Source organism: Bowdeniella nasicola (assembly GCF_001907295.1).
Taxonomy (GTDB): domain Bacteria; phylum Actinomycetota; class Actinomycetes; order Actinomycetales; family Actinomycetaceae; genus Bowdeniella; species Bowdeniella nasicola.
Genome location: NZ_MQVR01000053.1, coordinates 1 through 18,724, shown reverse-complemented (window position 1 = coordinate 18,724; position 18,724 = coordinate 1). Strand labels below are relative to the sequence as shown.

General features: G+C 65.3%; 16 protein-coding genes, 1 tRNA gene and 1 pseudogene. 10 read left to right on the top strand and 8 right to left on the bottom strand.

Annotated features, from left to right (window positions below):
- The first annotated feature begins 190 nt into the window (after positions 1-190).
- A complete protein-coding gene (locus BSZ39_RS13570) occupies positions 191-1,537 on the top strand; it encodes a chymotrypsin family serine protease (protein ID WP_143180463.1) in 1,347 nt (448 codons plus the stop codon).
- 463 nt (positions 1,538-2,000) lie between these two features.
- Here the strand turns inward: BSZ39_RS13570 and mfd are convergent, their stop codons facing one another.
- The 8 genes from mfd to BSZ39_RS08850 form a co-directional block, all read right to left on the bottom strand.
- Complete coding sequence (gene mfd, locus BSZ39_RS08880) at positions 2,001-5,531, bottom strand: transcription-repair coupling factor (protein WP_073716984.1); 3,531 nt, start codon at positions 5,529-5,531, stop codon at positions 2,001-2,003.
- 9 nt (positions 5,532-5,540) lie between these two features.
- On the bottom strand, positions 5,541-6,887 hold the full coding sequence (locus BSZ39_RS08875) for an ABC transporter ATP-binding protein (protein WP_073716983.1): 1,347 nt from the start codon (positions 6,885-6,887) through the stop codon (positions 5,541-5,543).
- 6 nt (positions 6,888-6,893) lie between these two features.
- Positions 6,894-7,025: a hypothetical protein gene (locus BSZ39_RS14835; protein WP_281247127.1), complete on the bottom strand. Its 132-nt coding sequence runs from the start codon at positions 7,023-7,025 to the stop codon at positions 6,894-6,896.
- A 63-nt stretch (positions 7,026-7,088) separates the two neighbouring features.
- Positions 7,089-7,682, bottom strand: coding sequence for an aminoacyl-tRNA hydrolase (gene pth / locus BSZ39_RS08870; RefSeq protein WP_073716982.1), 594 nt, complete (start codon positions 7,680-7,682; stop codon positions 7,089-7,091).
- 139 nt (positions 7,683-7,821) lie between these two features.
- Positions 7,822-8,463, bottom strand: a complete 642-nt coding sequence (locus BSZ39_RS08865; RefSeq protein ID WP_073716981.1) for a 50S ribosomal protein L25/general stress protein Ctc — start codon at positions 8,461-8,463, stop codon at positions 7,822-7,824.
- Positions 8,464-8,633: 170 nt separating this feature from the next.
- The gene (locus tag BSZ39_RS08860; protein WP_073716980.1) at positions 8,634-9,614 is read right to left on the bottom strand and encodes a ribose-phosphate diphosphokinase; all 981 of its coding nucleotides are present in this window, start codon (positions 9,612-9,614) and stop codon (positions 8,634-8,636) included.
- A gap of 10 nt (positions 9,615-9,624) precedes the next feature.
- Positions 9,625-10,746, bottom strand: a complete 1,122-nt coding sequence (locus tag BSZ39_RS08855) for an NTP transferase domain-containing protein (RefSeq protein WP_073716979.1) — start codon at positions 10,744-10,746, stop codon at positions 9,625-9,627.
- A 76-nt stretch (positions 10,747-10,822) separates the two neighbouring features.
- Positions 10,823-10,894 (bottom strand) — tRNA-Gln (locus tag BSZ39_RS08850).
- Between the two features lie 74 nt (positions 10,895-10,968).
- Here BSZ39_RS08850 and BSZ39_RS08845 point away from each other — a divergent pair.
- The 9 genes and pseudogenes from BSZ39_RS08845 to BSZ39_RS08805 all read left to right on the top strand — a co-directional run.
- The gene (locus tag BSZ39_RS08845; RefSeq protein ID WP_073716985.1) at positions 10,969-11,574 is read left to right on the top strand and encodes a TetR/AcrR family transcriptional regulator; all 606 of its coding nucleotides are present in this window, start codon (positions 10,969-10,971) and stop codon (positions 11,572-11,574) included.
- A gap of 226 nt (positions 11,575-11,800) precedes the next feature.
- Entirely contained in the window at positions 11,801-12,655 is an 855-nt protein-coding gene (locus BSZ39_RS08840; RefSeq protein ID WP_073716978.1) for a hypothetical protein, read from the top strand.
- Positions 12,588-13,223 carry an HNH endonuclease signature motif containing protein gene (locus BSZ39_RS13565; RefSeq protein WP_143180462.1) on the top strand — a complete coding sequence of 212 codons (636 nt, stop codon included), beginning with the start codon at positions 12,588-12,590 and terminating at the stop codon, positions 13,221-13,223. The genes BSZ39_RS08840 and BSZ39_RS13565 overlap by 68 nt, the downstream gene beginning before the upstream one ends.
- 106 nt (positions 13,224-13,329) lie before the next feature.
- Complete coding sequence (locus tag BSZ39_RS08830) at positions 13,330-14,289, top strand: ABC transporter ATP-binding protein (RefSeq protein WP_073716976.1); 960 nt, start codon at positions 13,330-13,332, stop codon at positions 14,287-14,289.
- A complete protein-coding gene (locus tag BSZ39_RS08825; protein ID WP_073716975.1) occupies positions 14,286-15,494 on the top strand; it encodes an ABC transporter permease in 1,209 nt (402 codons plus the stop codon). Before BSZ39_RS08830 ends, BSZ39_RS08825 begins: the two co-directional genes overlap by 4 nt.
- A 103-nt stretch (positions 15,495-15,597) precedes the next feature.
- Complete coding sequence (locus BSZ39_RS08820; RefSeq protein ID WP_073716974.1) at positions 15,598-16,152, top strand: MarR family winged helix-turn-helix transcriptional regulator; 555 nt, start codon at positions 15,598-15,600, stop codon at positions 16,150-16,152.
- Positions 16,153-16,295: 143 nt separating this feature from the next.
- Positions 16,296-16,967 (top strand): hypothetical protein, encoded by a 672-nt coding sequence (locus BSZ39_RS08815; protein ID WP_143180461.1) that lies wholly within the window; start codon positions 16,296-16,298, stop codon positions 16,965-16,967.
- Between the two features lie 125 nt (positions 16,968-17,092).
- The gene (locus BSZ39_RS13560; RefSeq protein WP_143180460.1) at positions 17,093-17,986 is read left to right on the top strand and encodes a hypothetical protein; all 894 of its coding nucleotides are present in this window, start codon (positions 17,093-17,095) and stop codon (positions 17,984-17,986) included.
- 98 nt (positions 17,987-18,084) lie between these two features.
- Positions 18,085-18,724, top strand: a pseudogene (locus BSZ39_RS08805) (IS256 family transposase); the annotation flags it as partial.

Below are 18,724 nucleotides of genomic sequence, written 5' to 3'. Positions count from 1 at the left end.
CCTGGGCTTCCGGAACCTGAGCCACTACATCGCCCGCAGCCTCCTCGAGGCCGGCGGATTCAAACCCCGACTACACCCTCGATTGTGAAGAGCCGTCAACAGGGCGAACAGGTCGCGGACCCACGCGATGCCAGGAGAATTCTGCGCAGGAACTGCACGGCAAGACCCGCCACACCCCCACATCATCGTTGTGGGCATTGACCCAAGCGACGATGCCGCGATATGTTTAGTGGACGAGACTTTAGATTCAACGATGAACTACGGGAGTTCTATCATGAAGAAGCCCCCCTACCTTGTATCGTTGTTCATTAGCGGCATCGCTGCACTGGCACTGATCGCAACCCCCACTGGAGCAACCTCGAACGGCCCGCCCGGAAAAAACACCACCAATGAACGAGGTGATCGCATCTGGTTTGGAGAGGCTTCCGAGCGCCTCAAAGAGGTAGCAGAAATCGTTGACGATACGGTTGGCCATCGAGAAGATGTCTTCGCTGGCACTGCATTAACTTCAGACCGATCCATGATAGAAATTTACGCGACACCAGCGGCGAAAACCCACATCGCGGCTATGCGACAAGACATCGGTCAGGACTTCGACTCCATGGTCAGAGTGATCGAAGTTGAGCATTCAATGGATACTCTACTGGCCGCACAAAGCCGTCTCTTAGACTCCAACGAACTACCCAAAACCATCAGCAGTGTTGGCCCGGACATCGTCAATAACGGACTCATGTTGGCCACCACACCAGACCCCAACGGCGCTCCACGGAGCGCGCAATCGCTACCTTCTGTCAGCGCAACACCAAGTCCCGGGGGGCCTAAAATCAAGACACGAGTTCGACCCGGTGGAATCAACGAATCTGCGGGTACTCGTCTTAACGACTATCCCCGCTTTTATGGCGGCAGTGCCATCTCCGGACCAGCACGTTGCTCGTTGGGTTTCCCGGTCACGCTCAACGGCAAGAAGTATGCTGTCACGGCCGGGCATTGTGATTCAGGAAGGTTCTTCAACCCGGGCTCAGGAACCTTCGTTGGCGGCACATGGACCACGACTTGGCCCGGGACCGCATCACGCTATGGTGATTGGCAACTTCTAAGCGGATCGACCTATGCAACAAGGCTCTATAGTGACAGCGTCTCTTCAAGCGCGTCTCTTGCCATCAGTCGCGGAAACACCGGGTCCCGGGCGATAGGTACCGAACTGTGTTCAAGCGGCCAGGTTACTGGATCACGGTGTCGTTATGTCGTGACGCAAATACACGATTCGGACACCTACAGTGGCGTGCGTGTTGGTTACTTAACTCGCACGATTCATGACCCCAACCGAGACGGCACGGGGACGTGTACCGGGTTCCGCAAGGGAGACTCAGGCGGCCCCGCTTACTATGCTTCACCAAAGCATCCCGGTACCGTCGAGGTCCTCGGAATTATCAGCGCACTTCCCGGTCCGGGCTACTGCGATTGGAACGGCTATCTATTTACCGAGTTCAAAGGAATGCTGGCATGGAATTCTGGACTGCGCGTTCAGGGAAGCTGATCTTCCCCGTAGCGATCGGCGCGATATTGTGCTCTGGCCTCAGTGCTTGCTCGGATACCAAGCCTGCGCCTAAGGAGCCGGAGTCTCCCGTTCACACGACACTCCCCTCCGATCCGGCCGAAGAGGCAGCGGCACTCAAGCTCTGCCAGAACACCAAAAATCCGGCAAACGTGACAGCCAGTCAGCTAGCACAATGGCGCTCTAGCAATACCCCCGTCTATACCTGTAGCATTTATCCAGGATCTGACTGGAGAGCGCTTCGGTGGACACCCTTCAACAGTGACGATCCGGATAAAGCCGCAGTGTGGGACCGCGGTAGTGCACCCGATGAACCACTTCCTGAACAATGCTCTGAACAGATCGAACCCGGTACCCAACTATTCTTCGTCGTTAAAGGAACGGTTTACACTGGCCGGTGGGTGGCATGTAGCTGGAACATAGTAGACCACCCATAGCTCCTTTACTATTCCGGCACGCGCCTAGCCGACACGATCGCTGAAAGCAGGGCGAACAGGTCGCGGACCCAGCCGAGGATTTCGTCGTCGGAAAGGGCGACGTTGCCAAAGCCCTTCGGCTTGGGCAACGGGATGAGCAGTTGACGCGTAGCCAGGCGAATATGCGTGCCGGGGTGCAACCGCTTCAGGCGCACCTGCTGGCTGTCCTTGAGCTGCAACGGCCCGACGCGCAGCATCTGGCCCTGCACGATCGCCTCTTCCAGCCCGATCGCGCGCGCGGATTCGCGCAGCTCGGCGACGGTGAAGAGGCGCTCGACGACGCGCGGGATCGGCCCGTAGCGGTCGGTCAGCTCGGCGGCGATCGCGTCGAGATCCTCGCGGGTGCGGGCGGCGGCGATCTTCGAATAGGCCTCCAGCCGCAGCCGCTCGTGACCGATGTAGTCCTCAGGAACGTGCGCGTCGACGGGCAGTTCGAGCTTCATGTCCTTACTGCCGGAGTATTCGCCCTTGAACGCGGCGACGGCCTCCGCGACCATGCGCACGTACAAATCGAAGCCGACGCCCGCGATATGGCCGGACTGTTCGCCACCAAGCAGGTTGCCGGCGCCGCGGATCTCGAGGTCCTTCATCGCGACCTGCATGCCGGCGCCGAGGTCGGTGTTCGCGGCGATGGTGCGCAGCCGCTCATAGGCGGTCTCCGTCAGCGTTTTTTCCGGGTGGTACAGGAAGTAGGCGTAGGCGCGGTCTCGCCCGCGGCCGACCCGGCCGCGCAGCTGATGGAGCTGGGAGAGGCCAAACGCGTCGGCCCGATCAACGATGAGGGTGTTGGCGTTGGAGATGTCGAGGCCGGTCTCGACGATCGTCGTGCAGACGAGCACGTCGTATTCGCGGTTCCAAAAATCGACGATGACCTTCTCGAGCTGGGTCTCGTTCATCTTGCCGTGGCCGACGCCGATGCGGGCCTCGGGGACGAGCTCGTGCAGGCGCGCGGCGACGCGGTCGATCGACTCGACGCGGTTGTGGACGAAGAACACCTGGCCGTCGCGCAGCAGCTCGCGGCGGATGGCCGCGGCGATCTGCTTTTCCTCATAGCGCCCGACGTAGGTGAGGACCGGGTGGCGCTCCTCGGGCGGCGTGGCGAGCGTCGACATTTCGCGGATGCCGGTGACGGCCATCTCGAGGGTGCGCGGGATCGGCGTCGCGCTCATCGCGAGCACGTCGACGTCGGTCCGCAACTGTTTGAGGGCCTCCTTATGCTCGACGCCGAAGCGCTGCTCTTCGTCGACGATGACGAGGCCCAGGTCCTTGAAGTGGACCTCGCCGGTGACGAGGCGGTGCGTGCCGATGACGACGTCGATCGTCCCGGCCTTCAGGCCGTCCTTGATCTCGCGGGCCTCCTTCGCGCTTTGGAAGCGCGACAGGGCCGCAACGCGCACCGGGAAGCCGCCGTAGCGTTCGGAAAACGTCTCGAAATGCTGTTGCGCGAGCAGCGTCGTCGGGCACAGCACCGCGACCTGCTTGCCGTCTTGGACCGCTTTGAACGCGGCGCGCACGGCGATCTCCGTCTTGCCGTAGCCGACGTCGCCGCAAATGAGGCGGTCCATCGGGACGGGGCGCTCCATGTCGGCCTTGACGTCCTCGATCGTCGCGAGCTGATCCGGCGTTTCCATATAGGGGAAGGCCTCTTCCAGCTCGCGCTGCCAGGGCGTATCCGGGCTAAAGGCGTGGCCCTTCGCGCTCGTGCGCGCGGCGTACAGGCGGATAAGCTCGGCGGCGATCTCGCGGATGGCCTTGCGGGCGCGCGATTTCGTCTTCGCCCAATCCGAGCCGCCGAGCCGGTTGACGCTCGGCGCCTCGCCGCCGGTGTACTTCGTGACCTGATCGAGCGAGTCCGTCGGGACGAACAGCCGGTCCGGCGGGCCGCCGCGGCGCGAGGCGGCATATTCGATGACGACGTATTCGCGCATGCCCTTCTTCGCGCCGGCGCCGACGCTGCGCGTGATGAGCTCGACGAACTGGCCGACGCCGTGCGTGTCGTGGACGACGTAATCGCCGGGTTTCAACGCGAGCGGGTCGACGGTCTTGCGGCGCTTCGTCGGCATTTTCTGCCCCGCGGCGGCCGTATCGCGGCGGCGTCCCGTGAGGTCGGAATGCGCGAGGTGCACGACGCGGGCGCCCGGCGCGAGATACCCCTCGGCGAGGGTGCCGAGCGTGACGTGGACGGTGCCCGTCGGCAGGCCCGCGGGCGCATCGGGGGCGTAGGCGGCGGCGATGCCGGCGTCGGCGAGCTGCTCGGCGACGCGGCGGCCCGGTCCGGGCCCGTCGGTCGTGATGACGACGTGGCGGCCCTCGTGCAGCCAGGCGGCCAGGTCGGTGGCGAGCTCGTCGATGCGGCCGCGGTAGCGGCTGGCGGCCTCCGCGTCGAGCACGTGTTCGCCCTCGGCGCCGGAGGGCAGTTCGGTAAGCTCCCACCAGCCGAGGCGCCGCTCCAGCGCCGCCTCGCGCGTCTGGTCGAGCGTGAGGAAGGAGGCCTTGCGCAACACGAGCGGGGCCTCGCCGCCCGCCGCAGCCGACGTCCACGCGGCGGAAAGGAACTCCTCGGTCGTGGCGAGCAGATCGTCGACGCGCCGCGCGATGCGCTCCGGATCGAGCGCGACCAGCAGCATCTCCGGGTCGAGATTCGCGACGACGGAATGCATGTCTTCGACGAGCACACCGGCAAGGGACTCCATGCCCTCGACGGCGATGCCCTCGGAAAGCCGCTCGAGCATGTCGCGCGCACCCGGGAAGTCGGCGATGGCCTCGCGCGCACGCGCGCGCACGCGATCCGTCAGCAGGATCTCGCGCGCCGGCGGCGCCCATAAAAACTCGCTCGCCTCGATCGAGCGCTGGTCGGCGACGGAAAACGAGCGAATCTCGTCGACCTCGTCGCCGAAAAACTCCACGCGCAGCGGGTGCGATTCCGTCGGCGGGAAGATATCGAGCAGTCCGCCGCGCACGGCGAATTCGCCGCGGCGCTCGACCATGTCCACGCGGGTGTAGGCGGCATCGGCCAGGCGTGCCACCACCTCCTGCATGTCGATCTCCTCGCCGACGGCCAACCGCACGGGCTCGAGCTCGGCCGCACCGGCGACGACGGGCTGGATGAGGGAGCGCACCGGGATGATGACGACGCGCAGCGGCCCCGCGCCGGGGGTGTGCGGATCCGGGTGGGCGAGGCGGCGCAGCACGGCGAGGCGCCGCGCGACGGTATCGGGGCGTGGCGAGAGCTTTTCGTGCGGCAGCGTCTCCCAGGCGGGCAGCACGGCGACGTCGGCGTCGGGCAGATAACCGCGCAGCGCCGCGGCGAGCTCATCGGCCTGCCGCCCCGTCGGCGTGACGATCGCGAGCGGTCGCGCCTCGGCCGCTGCCGCCAGCAGCGCGGGCCGGATGCCGGCGGGCGCGACGAGCGTCTTGAGGCCGCGATCCGGCACGGCCGCGACCGCGTCGGCGAACGACGCGTCGTGAGCAAGAAGGGGCAGAAGGGGGCGCAGATCCACGCTTAAAGCCTAGTGCGCGCCCGCCCGGTTCGCGAACTGCGTGTGATACAGGTGGGCGTACACTCCGCCACGAGCGAGCAACTCGGGATGCGTGCCGCGCTCGCTCACGCGGCCCTCTTCGATGACGGCGATCTCGTCGGCGGCCTGCACCGTCGACAGCCGGTGCGCAATGACGACCGACGTGCGCCCGCTCATCGCCTCATCGAGCGCGCGCTGCACGGCCGCCTCGGACGCGGAATCGAGGTGTGCGGTGGCCTCCGCATCGCTTGCATCGGGCGCAGCGTAGGCGAGGTTATCGCGGACAGACTCGTGGAACAGGTGCGCATCCTGGGTGACGACGTCGAGCGCGGCGTGCAGGTCGTCGGCGGCAAGGTCGCGCACGTCGATCCCGCCGAGCCGCACGGTCCCGGCCTGCGGGTCGTACAGCCGCGCGAGCAGCGCGGTCAGCGTCGTCTTGCCCGCCCCGGATGGGCCGACAAGCGCGAGCATCGACCCCGCGGGCACGGTGAGCGAGACGTCGGCGATGACCGGACGCGCGCTGCCCTCGACGTCATCGGCCGCGCGGGCGCCGGAGTCCGCGGCGTCGGCGCTCGTGAGCGACAGCAGCGACACCTCGGAGGTGCGCGGATAGGCAAAGGTCACACCGTCGAGCTCGACGTCGAGCGGCCCCGCGGGCAGCGCCGCCGGCACCGCGGGCTCGGCGACTGCGGGCGTGAGGTCGAGGATCTCGAAGACGCGATCGAAGGAGACGAGCGCACTCATGATCTCGACCTGGACGTTCGACAGGCTCGTGAGCGGCCCGTACAGCCGCGTCAGCAGCGCGGCAAAAGCGACGAGCGTCCCGACGGACACGCTGCCCGCGATCGCCATGAGGCCGCCCGCGCCGTAGACGAGCGCGGTGGCGAGCGAACCCATCGCCGCGAGCGACGCGAAAAACACCCGCGCGGTCATCGCCTGTTTGACGCCAATATCGCGCACTGCCGCGGCGCGCTTGGCGTATTCCGCATCCTCGACGGCGGCCGTGCCAAAGAGCTTCACCAGCAGCGCGCCCGCGACGTTGAACCGCTCGGTCATCCGGTTACCGAGCTCGGCGTTCAACTCCATCCCGCGCCGACGCAACTGCGCGAGCCGCCGCCCCACACAGCGCGCCGGCAGCAGCACGATCGGGACGAGGACGAGTGCGAGCAGCGTGATCTGCCACGACAGCGCGAGCATCGTCGCGAGCACGACGACGAGCGTCTCCGTGTTCGACACGACGCCCGCGAGCGCCGACGTGAACGCCTGCTGCGCCCCCATGACGTCGGTGTTGAGCCGCGAGACCAAATTTCCCGTGCGCGACGCGGTAAAGAACGACATCGACTGCTATTGCACGTGCGAAAACACGTCGCGCCGCAGGTCGTAAATGAGCGATTCGCCGATGCGGGTGGAAAACCACCGCGAGAGGATCGCGAGGCTCGCCTCAATAATCGCCACGCCGGCGACGAGCGACGCCAAAATGATGACGAGCCGCCGGTCTCCCGCCGGGACCGCCCATGGAATGCATCGACATGGCTAGTCCTAGGCGCTATGCAGCCGCATTTGGGCAGCCTCAAACCCAGCACCGGCGACATCTTCGACGACGTCGGCCGCCTGCGCCACGCTCACGCCCCAATCCTCGCGCTGGCCCGCCGGGAAGTCCTGCAGGACGTAGGCGGCCGGGTCCATCCGACCGGGCGGCCGATCAATCCCGACGCGCAGCCGCCCATACTCGCGCGTGCCCACGTGCTGGGTGATCGACTTCAGCCCGTTATGCCCGCCCTCGCCGCCGCCGCGCTTCAGCCGCAGCGTATGCGCGGGCAGGTCGAGCTCATCATGCACGACGAGCAGCCGCTCGGGCCCCACGGAGTAAAAGTCCGTGAGCGAGCGCACCGGCGCGCCCGAGACGTTCATATAGGTGTTCGTGATCGCGAGGATCGCGCGCGGCCCCGGCGCCCCGCCGGGCCCCAGCCCGAGCCGCACGTCGGCGACCGAAGCCCCCGACTTGTGCTTCGTCAGGCTCGCGCGCGCACGCGCGAGAAGCTCGCCCACGACGAGGTAGCCGACGTTGTGTCGGTTGTAGGCGTATTTCGGCCCGGGGTTTCCGAGCCCGATGACGAGCCACGGCTCACTCATCTGCACTCCCTTTCACTTTTCGCGCACCTTTCGATCCTGCCATGACGCGGAAAACGGCGCCCACGCACGCGGACGCCGTTCCCACGGTATTCGGTGTTGCCCCCAGCAGGCGGCAACAGCGAGCAGCTTACTCCTCGGTCTACTCTTCGCCCTCGGCAGCTTCTTCGCCCTCGGCCTCGGCGGCCTCGTCGCCCTCGGCAGCTTCCTCGTCCTCGGAGCTCGGGGTCTCGAGGTCGGCCTCGTCGACCTTCGGAATCGCGACGACGACGAGCGGCGCGTCGGCTTCGTAATCGGCCTCGACATCCTCGGGCAGCGTGATGTCCTCGAAGCGGACGACGGTGCCGTCTTCCAGACCCTCGACGGAGATCTCGATGACCTCGGGAATGTCGATAACCGGCGCGGTCACGGTGAGCGTGCCCATCTCGAGGAACGTGGAGGTGCCCGGCGCGGACTCGCCCACGAGCGTGACGGGGACGTCAACCTGGACCTTCTGGTCGCGGGTCACCATGACGAGGTCGACGTGCTCGATGATGCGGCGGACCGGATCACGCTGGACGTCCTTGACGAGCGCGAGCGACTTCTTGCCGTCGTAGGAGACGGTGATGAGCGCGTTGACGTTGTCCTTGATGACGAGGAACGTGTCGTGCCCGGGCAGCGTCAGGTGGATCGGGTCATCGCCCTTGGCGTACAGGACCGCGGGGATTTCGTCTTCGCGACGGATCCGGCGGGCAGCGCCCTTGCCGAATTCAGTGCGGAGCTTGGCATCGAGCTTTTCAGCCATGAGTGCTCTCCTTCGTATCTAGCGTTCGCCGCAAAACCTTTTCGCGGCGCTTCCTCGTGGGCGACCACGAACCACGCGAAAGCGAGCACCTGGCCGCGTCGATAACGGAGCGCGCACCCGGACTTCCGGGGCGCCTCCCTCGCCGAGGCAACGGTTAATAATGTAGCGGACTAGGCGTTTCCGTCAAAGAGCGATGTGACGGATCCGTCGTCGAACACCTCGCGGATCGCGCGCGCGAGCAGCGGCGCGATCGGCAGCACGGTGAGCTGGTCGAAGCGCTTTTCCGGCTCGATCGGCAGCGTGTCGGTGACGATGATTTCGCGCGCCCCGCATTCGGACAGGCGCTGCGCGGCCGGATCTGACAGCATGCCGTGGGTCGCGGCGACGATGACGTCCTTCGCGCCCTCGGATAGCAGCACGCGCACGGCCTCGGCGATCGTGCCGCCGGTGTCGATAAGGTCGTCGACGAGCACACACGTGCGGCCTTCCACATCACCGACAACGCGGTTCGCGACGGCCTGGTTCGGGCGCGTAACGTCGCGCGTCTTGTGCACGAACGCGAGCGGCCCACCGCCGAGCTTGGCCGCCCACATTTCGGCGACGCGGATGCGGCCGGCGTCCGGGGAGACGACCGTGACGTTTGAGGTATCGACGCGCGAGCGGACGTAGTCGGTGAGGATCGGCATCGCCCACAGGTGGTCGACGGGCCCGTCGAAGAAGCCCTGCACCTGCGCGGCATGCAGGTCCACGCTCATGATGCGGTCGGCGCCGGCCTGCATGAACAGGTCCGCGATGAGGCGCGCCGAGATCGGCTCACGCCCGCGGTGCTTCTTGTCCTGGCGCGCATACGGGTAGCACGGCGCTACGACGGTGATGCGCTTGGCCGACGCCCGCTTCAGCGCATCGACCATGAGCAGCTGCTCCATCACCCACGTGTTGATGGGCGACGTGTGCGACTGGATGACGAACGCGTCGGCGCCGCGCACAGATTCGGAAAACCGCACATAGATCTCACCGTTCGCAAAGTCGTACACCGTCGACGGCAACACCTCGATGTCGAGCTCGTCGGCCACCTCCTTGGCGAGCGCCGGGTGGGCGCGGCCAGAAATCAGCACGAGGTGCTTTTCGCCTTGCGTGTGGATACCGGTCATGTGGTGGCTCCTAACCTTCGCCCGCGCCCGCGGCGTGAACACTGGTGATATCGCTAAATGGGCGGACCCGTTCGCCGTCCAAAACCTTCGAATCTGGTCCCAGGTGAACGAACGGTCCAACCTGGGCGCCCCTCCCTACCATGGCAAGGTTTGCGTGCGTGCGAATGACTTTCGCACCCTCGGATACTTCCGTGTCCCGCATCGTGGTATCCGGGCCGATCTCCGCGCCGGTCGCGACGACGGTCGCACCGAGCAGCTGGCAGCCCGGGTGGATGGTGACGTCGGGAGATAGAACGACGTCGACGTCGATCCACGTCGAGCCGGGATCGATGATGGTCACGCCCGCGCGCATCCACTGCGTGAGGGTACGACGGTTGAGCTCCGCGCCGAGCTGCGCGAGCTGGCAGCGGTCGTTCGCGCCCTCCGCGCTCATCGGATCATCGAGGATATGCGCCCCGACCTTGCGGCCCTCGCGCGACGCGATCGCGATGACGTCGGTCAGGTAGACCTCACCCTGCGCGTTATCGGTGCCGACGCCCGCGAGCGCCTCGCGCAGCAGGTCGGCGTCAAAGACATAGGTGGCGGTGTTGATCTCGTCGATCGCGCGCTCGTCCTCGCTCGCATCCTTTTCCTCGACGATGCCGGTCACCGCGCCAGAATCGGCCGAGCGCACGATGCGGCCGTAGCCGTGCGGGTTGGCCACGCGTGCCGACAGGACGGTCACGTCGTTCGCGCTCTGCGTGTGATCGGCGAGCAGTGCCGACAGCTCACGGTCATCGAGCAGCGGCGTATCACCCGCGGTCACGACGACGGCGCCGTGCAACTCCCCGAGCGCCTCGAGCGCGCACTGCACCGCGCGGCCCGTGCCAGGCACGTCGTCCTGATCGGCGATCACCACATCGGGGTCGACGGACAGCGCATGCGCGACGACAGCATCGCGCTGATGCCGCACGACGACGCACAGCCGTTCCGGATTGAGGCGGCGACCCGCGCGGATCGCATGCCCGAGCAGGCTGCGGCCAGAGATCGAGTGGAGAACCTTGGGCGTATCGGATTTCATCCGAGTGCCGGCGCCGGCGGCAAGAACCACCACGGCGGCGAGGTCAAGGGGACGGTGTTCGTCTGAACTCAAGAGTCATACTCCTACGGGTCGGATTCGCTCCAGGCGCCTCACGCTTGTCACCCTACCGCTCGACGCGGTGGCATCGCTCCGCCCCCAGGATTCGAACCCGGACTTCAAGGCACCAAAGGCCTGCGTGCTGCCATTACACAAGGGCGGAATAAACCTCGAATAGTGTACCTCAGGCACAATGGAGGAGTGGCACACGACAAAACTCCCTCGACCCGCTCCCGCATGACCGGCACGCAGCGCCGCGAGCAACTCATTTCCGTTGGTCGCAAGCTGTTCGCGTCCAAGGGATTCGACGGCACCTCGGTGGAAGAACTCGCCGCCGCGGCGAAGGTGTCCAAGCCCGTCATCTACGAACACTTCGGCGGCAAAGAGGGCATGTACGCCGTCATCGTCGACCGCGAAGTGCAAAAACTCACGGGCGCCATCTCCGATTCGCTATCCGAGGGCGGCCATCCGCGCGCCATCGTCGAACGCACATCCCTCGCGCTGCTCGCCTATATCGAGTCCAACTCCGACGGCTTCCGCATCCTCGTGCGAGACTCGCCGGTCACGCAGTCCACGGGCACGTTCTCCTCGCTCATCGGCGACGTGGCTGTTCAGGTCGAGCACCTCCTTGCGGCCCAGTTCAAAGCGCGCGGGTTGAACGCCTCGGTGGCGCCGCTGTACGCGCAGATGCTCGTCGGCATGATCGCCCTCACCGGCCAGTGGTGGCTGGAGGCGCGCAAGCCGAAGCGGACCGAGGTGGCGGCACACTTGATCAACCTGGCGTGGAACGGGCTGCAGGGGCTGGAAAAGGACCCGACGCTCACGCACACCCCCGAGAAGTAGCCACGGGGCACCTTTCTTTTTTCGCGAGTGCGCGACGCGTAACGCGCGGGCACTCACGCGCGCACGCGCGCGGGGCGGCAGCTGACCGCGGCTCCAGCTGACCGCGGCTACCCACGGGTCCCCTCCCCGAGCATCCTTGTCCACAGCCTCGTACCTCCCCATCGACTTCGGCCCCTCCCCTGCGATTGACTGGGCGCCACCGCGTCGAGGTCGAAAGGAGGCCAACATGACGCTCGCATCGTTCTTCACCGCGATCGGCATCGACGTGCCCTCCGACCACGCCCTGCACGAGGCCGAAGCCCCCATCACGGAAAACCTTTTTCGCCTCGGCGCAGCCATCCTCGCCACCGGACTGGACGCGGGCGTCGAGTGCCCCACCGATCAGGAACTCCTCGCGGCCGCCCGCCTCGCCGAACGAGCCGCCGCCACCGCGACCGCGCTGCGCACCGCATGCCTCGCCAAAGCAGAAGCGGCCGGCGCCGCCCGCGTCAATGGCCTGACCATGGCCGACGTGATCGCGGAAGAACGCCGCGTCCCGAAAAACGAGGCCACCTCGGCCATCCAGCTCGCCGCCCGCCAAGCGCAGTTCCCCGCAGCCCTCGCCAAGGCCGCCGCAGGCAAGATTTCGCAGACGAACCTCGCCACCGCCGTCGACACGCTCGCCCACCTGCGCCCGATGTATACCGACGACGAGTTCGCCGCCGTCGAGGACCTCATCTTGAAAGAGGCCGAAATCCCAAGCGCCGCGGCGTTCAAGAAGAAGTGCCGCACGACGCGCGCGCTGCTCGACGAGACCTACCGCATGTCGCAAGAGGCCCTGCACGCCAAGCGCCGCAAGCGGAACTTCGATGACCGCGGCCTGTCGTTCTCTCTCATCGACGACGGCGAATACGGCGCCCAGGTGTTGGGCATCATCCCGCCCGAATACCTGCGCGAACTGCTGCCGGCGCTGAACAAGGCTAGCGAATCCGCGGCCCGGCAGCAGCGCCGCGAGCGCCACAGCCGAAGACCGTGTGGGACTCGAACCCACAGCGAACGAAGCTGCAAGCGAGGATCTCCAGCGAAGCACTCACGAGAGTGATGAGCCCAAAGCAGGACGCACCACCGACGCTGGACCTGAGACGCACCTGCCGGAATTACCGTCGGCCATAGAACGCTCGCGCCGGACCTGGGACACGACCGCAGCCGACTGCGGCCGCACCTCCCGCCTCGCAACTCCCGAACTCCGCCGCCTCCTCACCCTGCGCGACGGCGGCTGCGTCTTCCCCATGTGCACCGACCCGCCCGAACGCTGCATCGCCCACCACATCGACGCGTGGGAAACGGGCGGCGAAACCAATCTCCGTAACCTCGGCCCCGACGGCATCCCCGCGGCCCGACCGCCCACGCGGATCTACCCGGAGCGCCGCCTCGTTCACCACCCACGGCACGCCTCGCCAGTGATCCGGCTGCCCATTCCGGGGGCCGCACCTTCGGGAGCGCCCGCGACCGCACCCGATCGCAAATCCGAGCGCGCCCCAACGAGCGCAGATTCCAACCTGGATTCAAGCTCGCGCATCAGCCCTAACGCCCCTTCGCTCTTCCGCGTCGCAACCGAGTTTTTCTCCGGAATCACGCCGCTACGCGACTGCGACCTGCCGCCGTTTTAATCTGCCTACGCTTGTTTTTCGAGGTTCCACCGGCGGGTCGCCGCGTTGCACATCCGCACCTGTGATGTAACCTGAGCCACGACATTCTGTAGACAGGGAGGGACTTATGGCAGACCTCGTCATCTCCGGACTTCGCAAGAAATTCGGAACACTGCAGGCGCTGGACGACATGTCTTTCACCGTCAAAAGCGGTGAAATCTTTGGCTTCGTCGGTTCCAACGGCGCTGGCAAAACCACGACAATGCGCATCGCACTCGGAGTTCTCGCGGCCGACGCAGGCGAAGTTACGTTCGACGGTGAAAAGCTCGACCTCGCGGGTCGTCGCCACGTCGGATACATGCCCGAAGAACGCGGTCTGTACCCGAAGATGAAAGTTGGCGACCAGCTGATCTACCTCGCCCGGCTGCACGGCATGAGCGCCGACGAAGCCCAGGCTTCGATGGAGCACTGGACCGAGCGCCTCAACATCGCTGCCCGGCGCGATGACGATGTCCAAAAGCTCTCGCTCGGTAACCAGCAGCGCGTCCAGCTCGCTGCCGCGCTCGTCCACGACCCGAAGCTCCTCATCCTCGACGAGCCCTTCTCGGGTCTCGACCCCGTCGCCGTCGAGGTCATGAGCTCCGTGCTGCGTGACCGCGCCGATGCGGGCGTCCCCGTCATCTTCTCCTCCCACCAGCTCGATCTTGTCGAGCGGCTGTGCGACCGCGTCGGGATCGTCCGCAACGGCCTGATGGTCGCGTGCGGCACGATCGACGAGCTGCGCCGCACCCCGCGCACCGATATCGACGTCACCGTGGCCGGCGATTCGACCGGCTCGTGGGCGGATGGTCTCGAGGGACAGCACGGCATCAAGCGTGAAGGTCAGCACGGTGATACGACGCGACTGTCCATCAACACGGACGACGCCGCCGCCCGCGCGACCATCGTCTCCGCCGCTTCCGCAACCGGCCGCCTCACCCAGCTCACGGACCGCCGTCGCTCCCTCTCGGAGCTCTTCCAGCACGTGGTGAGCGCTGAGGAGCCCGAAACCGAAGAGCAGACCGACGCGAAGGAGGCCACCGCATGAGCGACGTCATGCTCGTTGCCGGACGCGAGTTCCGCAACATGTTGCTGAAAAGGTCCACGATCATCGCCACGATCGTCGTCGCGGCCCTGCTCGCCGGCGTCATGATCGGTGTCAACTACTTCGCGAATCGCTCGAGCGACGATAAGGACTACACCTTCGGCGTCTCCTCCGAAGTGCAGGACCTCGGCCAGGGGTTGAAGGAGATCGCTGCCGCGATGGGCAAGACCGCCGAGGTCACCGTCGTGGACCGCGCCGAGGGCGAAAAGAAGGTCCTCGACGGCGATTTCAATGGCTACCTCACCGGTACGCCCGAAAACCTCGAATTCCTTTCCTCTGGCAAGCCCCAGCAGGCCTTGCAAAGCATGGTCCAGGGGCTCGCCAGCCAGACCGCGCTCGCCTCGGAAATCACGAAGCTCGGCGGTAACCCCGAACAGGTCCTCGGCTCCGTCGCCAAGGCCGCACCGAAGTTCACGAACATCGACCCGAACGAAGGCGAAGACTTCGCGAAGTCGATGTTCTCCGGCATCCTGATCTTGTCGCTGATGATGTTCGTCCTCATGGCGGGCGGCGCCTCGCTGTCCATGGGCGTCGTCGAGGAAAAGTCGAGTCGCGTCGTCGAGATCCTCCTCGCCACCATCCGGCCTTCCCAGCTGCTTACGGGCAAGGTCCTTGGCATCGGTGCGGCGATCCTCGCGCAGTACCTCCTTTACCTCGCAGTGTTCGGCATCGTCGGGCATTTCACCGGCATCACCGAAACGCTGAACGTGTCCATCGGCGTCTACCTCGCGCAGGCCATCTTGTGGGCCGTCCTCGCCTTCCTGCTGTACTCCGTGATCTGGGCGGCGCTCGCCTCCACGGTGTCGCGGCAGGAGGACGTCGGCGCGATCACGACGCCGATGACGTTCGTGATCCTCGGCAGCTTCTACCTCGGCATGTTCCTCGTACCGAACTCGCCCGACGGCGCAGCGACGACCTGGCTGTCGATGGTGCCGCTGTTCTCGCCGTTCATGATGCCGATCCGCCTCGCCGTCACGGCGGTGCCGCTGTGGCAGCAGGGCCTCGCGTTCGCGCTCGTCATCCTCGCGACGCTGTTCGTCCTCTGGCTCGGCGGCCGCATCTACGAACGCGCCGTGCTGCACACCGGCAGCCGGATGAGCCTGAAGGAAGCAATAAAGGGCGGCGACAAGGTCCGCTACAACGCCTAACGCCCGCACCCTTCTACGGAAAACCCCGCTCACACGCCTCGCGGAGCGGGGTTTTCCGACGCACTCGCCGTGAGATCTCTTGATATCGAGTAATCTCACAGTTGTGAGTACCACCGAGCAGCACCGGCCGGGCTTTGCGCCCGCCACCACCACCGAAGGGGCCGACGAGGTCGACCGCATCGTCGACGCCTGGAATCGGGAACGCCCCGACCTCGATGTGGCACCGCTGCAGGTCTTCTCCCGCGTCTCTCGCCTCGCCCGGCTGCTCGACCTCGCCCGCAAGGAAGCGTTCGCTCGCCACGAGCTCCTCGCTTGGGAGTTCGATGTCCTGTCCGCCCTACGACGCGCCGGCGCCCCCTATGAACTCACGCCCGGCAAACTCATCGCCTCCACGCTTGTCACGTCGGGAACGATGACGAATCGCATCGACCGTATGGTGGACCACGGCCTCGTCGTTCGTCGCGCCGACGCTCAGGACCGACGCATGGTGCGCGTCCAGCTGACCGCCGAGGGCCGCCGCCGCGTCGATGCCGCAATGGAGTCGCTCGTCGCATCCGAGCACGAGGTCCTCTCCTCTCTCGACGATGGCGAGCGCCAGCAGCTCGCGGACCTCCTGCGCACGCTCCTGCGCCCGATCGAGGACCCCAGCCGCAACTAACGCGGCCAAAACGCCACTCTCACTCGCGCACCTCCTCGCGTGCACTTTCTCGCGCGCACGTGCGAGCGCACACGAGAAAAAGTTTTCCACAGCCTTGCATCGAGGGGTTTCGCGTTCTCTAAAGCTCCGCTAGTGTGACCCACATGACATTTTCGACGCGTCCCCTCGCCCGCGTATCGATTGCTTGCGCGGCTGCCGCACTAGCTCTGTCGGCCTGCTCTGGCAAGGGCTCGACCGAAGGCCCGACGACGCCCACGCCATCCGCTTCCGCGTCACCCAGCGCATCCGCCGAAGCTACGCCCGCACCTGGCGAGTGGATGCTCGAGGACCTCAAGGTCGGTGCCAAGGTCCCCAAAGAAGACCTCGAACGTCTCTTCCCCAAGTGGGAAGTCCCCGAGCCGCCAGCAACGCTGACCGAGTTCAGCGAACAAGGTGCCAAAGACGCCGCGATCTACTACGACCGCCTCGCCGAAATTGCGTTCCAATACGACTCGCCGGACTTGGTCAACCGGATCGATACCGGAGCCTGCAGGGACTGCGACAAACTTCGCAACCTGATTAGCGAAGGCCGCGCGAAAGGATATTTCCTGACGGCCCCAAGCCTCGAGGAGAGCAGCGTGAAATTCGACCCCGAAGACGAAAGAGTTGCGGAAGTCAAAATGGTTCAAAAATTCGCTTACTCGATAAAGTCGAGCGCCTCCGGAATGATCGAAAGCGTCCACACTGACACCAACTCCACGAACTACAGTTTTCTTATTTACCTTGACGGACAGTGGGCAGCCTCCTACCTCAAGAGCAAAGAAGGAGAACTGTAGTGCGCCCCACAAAGCTACAGGCACTGATTAGCTCACTAGTCGGACTCTCTTCGCTAGTTCATTACGCACCTACCCAAATTTCCTCGGAATGCGATCCAGCAGTCGAATCTGCCTTGGATTGTTTTATGAACAAAGGCAACGGATCCGGTTCCAAGTCGGGCGACACAAAGAAACACAATAAGAATCGCAAGAAAAATGATCCTCCTCAACAAAGCCCGTCACCATTTGATCCCCCGATTACCCCGGTCGGGAGTGAGGAGGTTGAGGAGAAGTATCCGTTGCCGGCGCCAGGGATGAAGTACATCCCGCTTTGTCCGCATCCTGATGACCCCAAACGAGAAATCGAATGCCGTCGCTTCGGTGACGGTGAGGGGCCTGACCCAGTCAAGATCGTGGTACAGCCCGTTGACCCGGGACCACCGCGCCCAGTGACGATCGAGGAATTAAAGCGCTTCCCAGTCGCTAAGGGAGAGATTCTCTTACAACCCGACCAGGGACGCCACACTGTCAACATGCCGGTCGTCGCCGCCACCACGGCACGACAACATGTTGTCTCGGCTGAAATACTCGGCTACCCCTTCCACGTGCGCTTCACCCCGATTTCCCACACCTACGACTACGGGGACGCCACAGACCCCATGACCACCAGCGACCCGAACTCGCCATACCCAAACAACCGGTTCTGGCACGAATGGCCGCGCACCGGAACCTTCACCATCTCCATCACCACCACATGGTCCGGAGCCTACCAAGTCGCCGGCTCCCCCTGGGTCGACGTCGAAGGAACCCTGACCACGACGGTCTCGAGTGAGCCACAGCAGGTCAGCGAGTACCACATCCTGCTCAAACACCCCAACACCCCCGACGGACCCGGACACGGAGGCTACCCCGGAACCCCCGGCAACCCCGGCACACCCGGCACCCCTGGCCTGCCGGATCACCAGCCCGGCCGGCCCGGCGACACCATCACACCCCCCGACCCAACACGAAAAGACTCCCCCTACAGTTTTATGCCGTAAATCGAGGGACTGTCAGATAAACGGTGTGTGGGTCCGGCCTGATCCGAAAGGAGATGGCCGTGACTGACACGACCGATGCCGTCATCGTTAATGACGAGATGATTGATCCCGTGACCGGAGAGATCATCAATCAGAAAGACCTCGCCGAGCGCTTGCTCGCGCAGGCGAAGGAGCAGGGCGTGAGCCTGGTCGGCCCGGGTGGCCTGTTGAACCAGCTCACGAAGAACGTCCTCGAGACCGCGCTGAATGCCGAGTTGACCGAGCATCTCGGGCACGACCACGGCGGCACCCCAATCGGCGAGAACATGCGCAACGGCACCCGGGTGAAGACGGTGCTGACCGAGATCGGCCCGGTCGAGATCGAGGTGCCCAGAGACCGTGACGGCTCGTTCGAACCGGTGATCGTCCCCAAGCGCAAGCGGCGCCTGGACGGGATCGATCAGATCGTGCTCTCGTTGACCGCGCGGGGGCTGACCACGGGTGAGATCGCCGCGCACTTCGACGAGGTCTACGGGGCGAAGGTCTCCAAGGACACGATCAGCCGGATCACCGAGAAAGTCATCGGGGAACTGGCCGAATGGGCCTCCCGGCCGCTGGATCCGATCTACCCGGTGATCTTCGTCGACGCGATTCGATCGTGAAGGTCCGTGACGGGCAGGTGAGGAACACCCCGTTCTATGTCGTGATGGGCGTCACCGTGAACGGGGAACGCGACATCCTCGGCATCTGGGCCGGTGA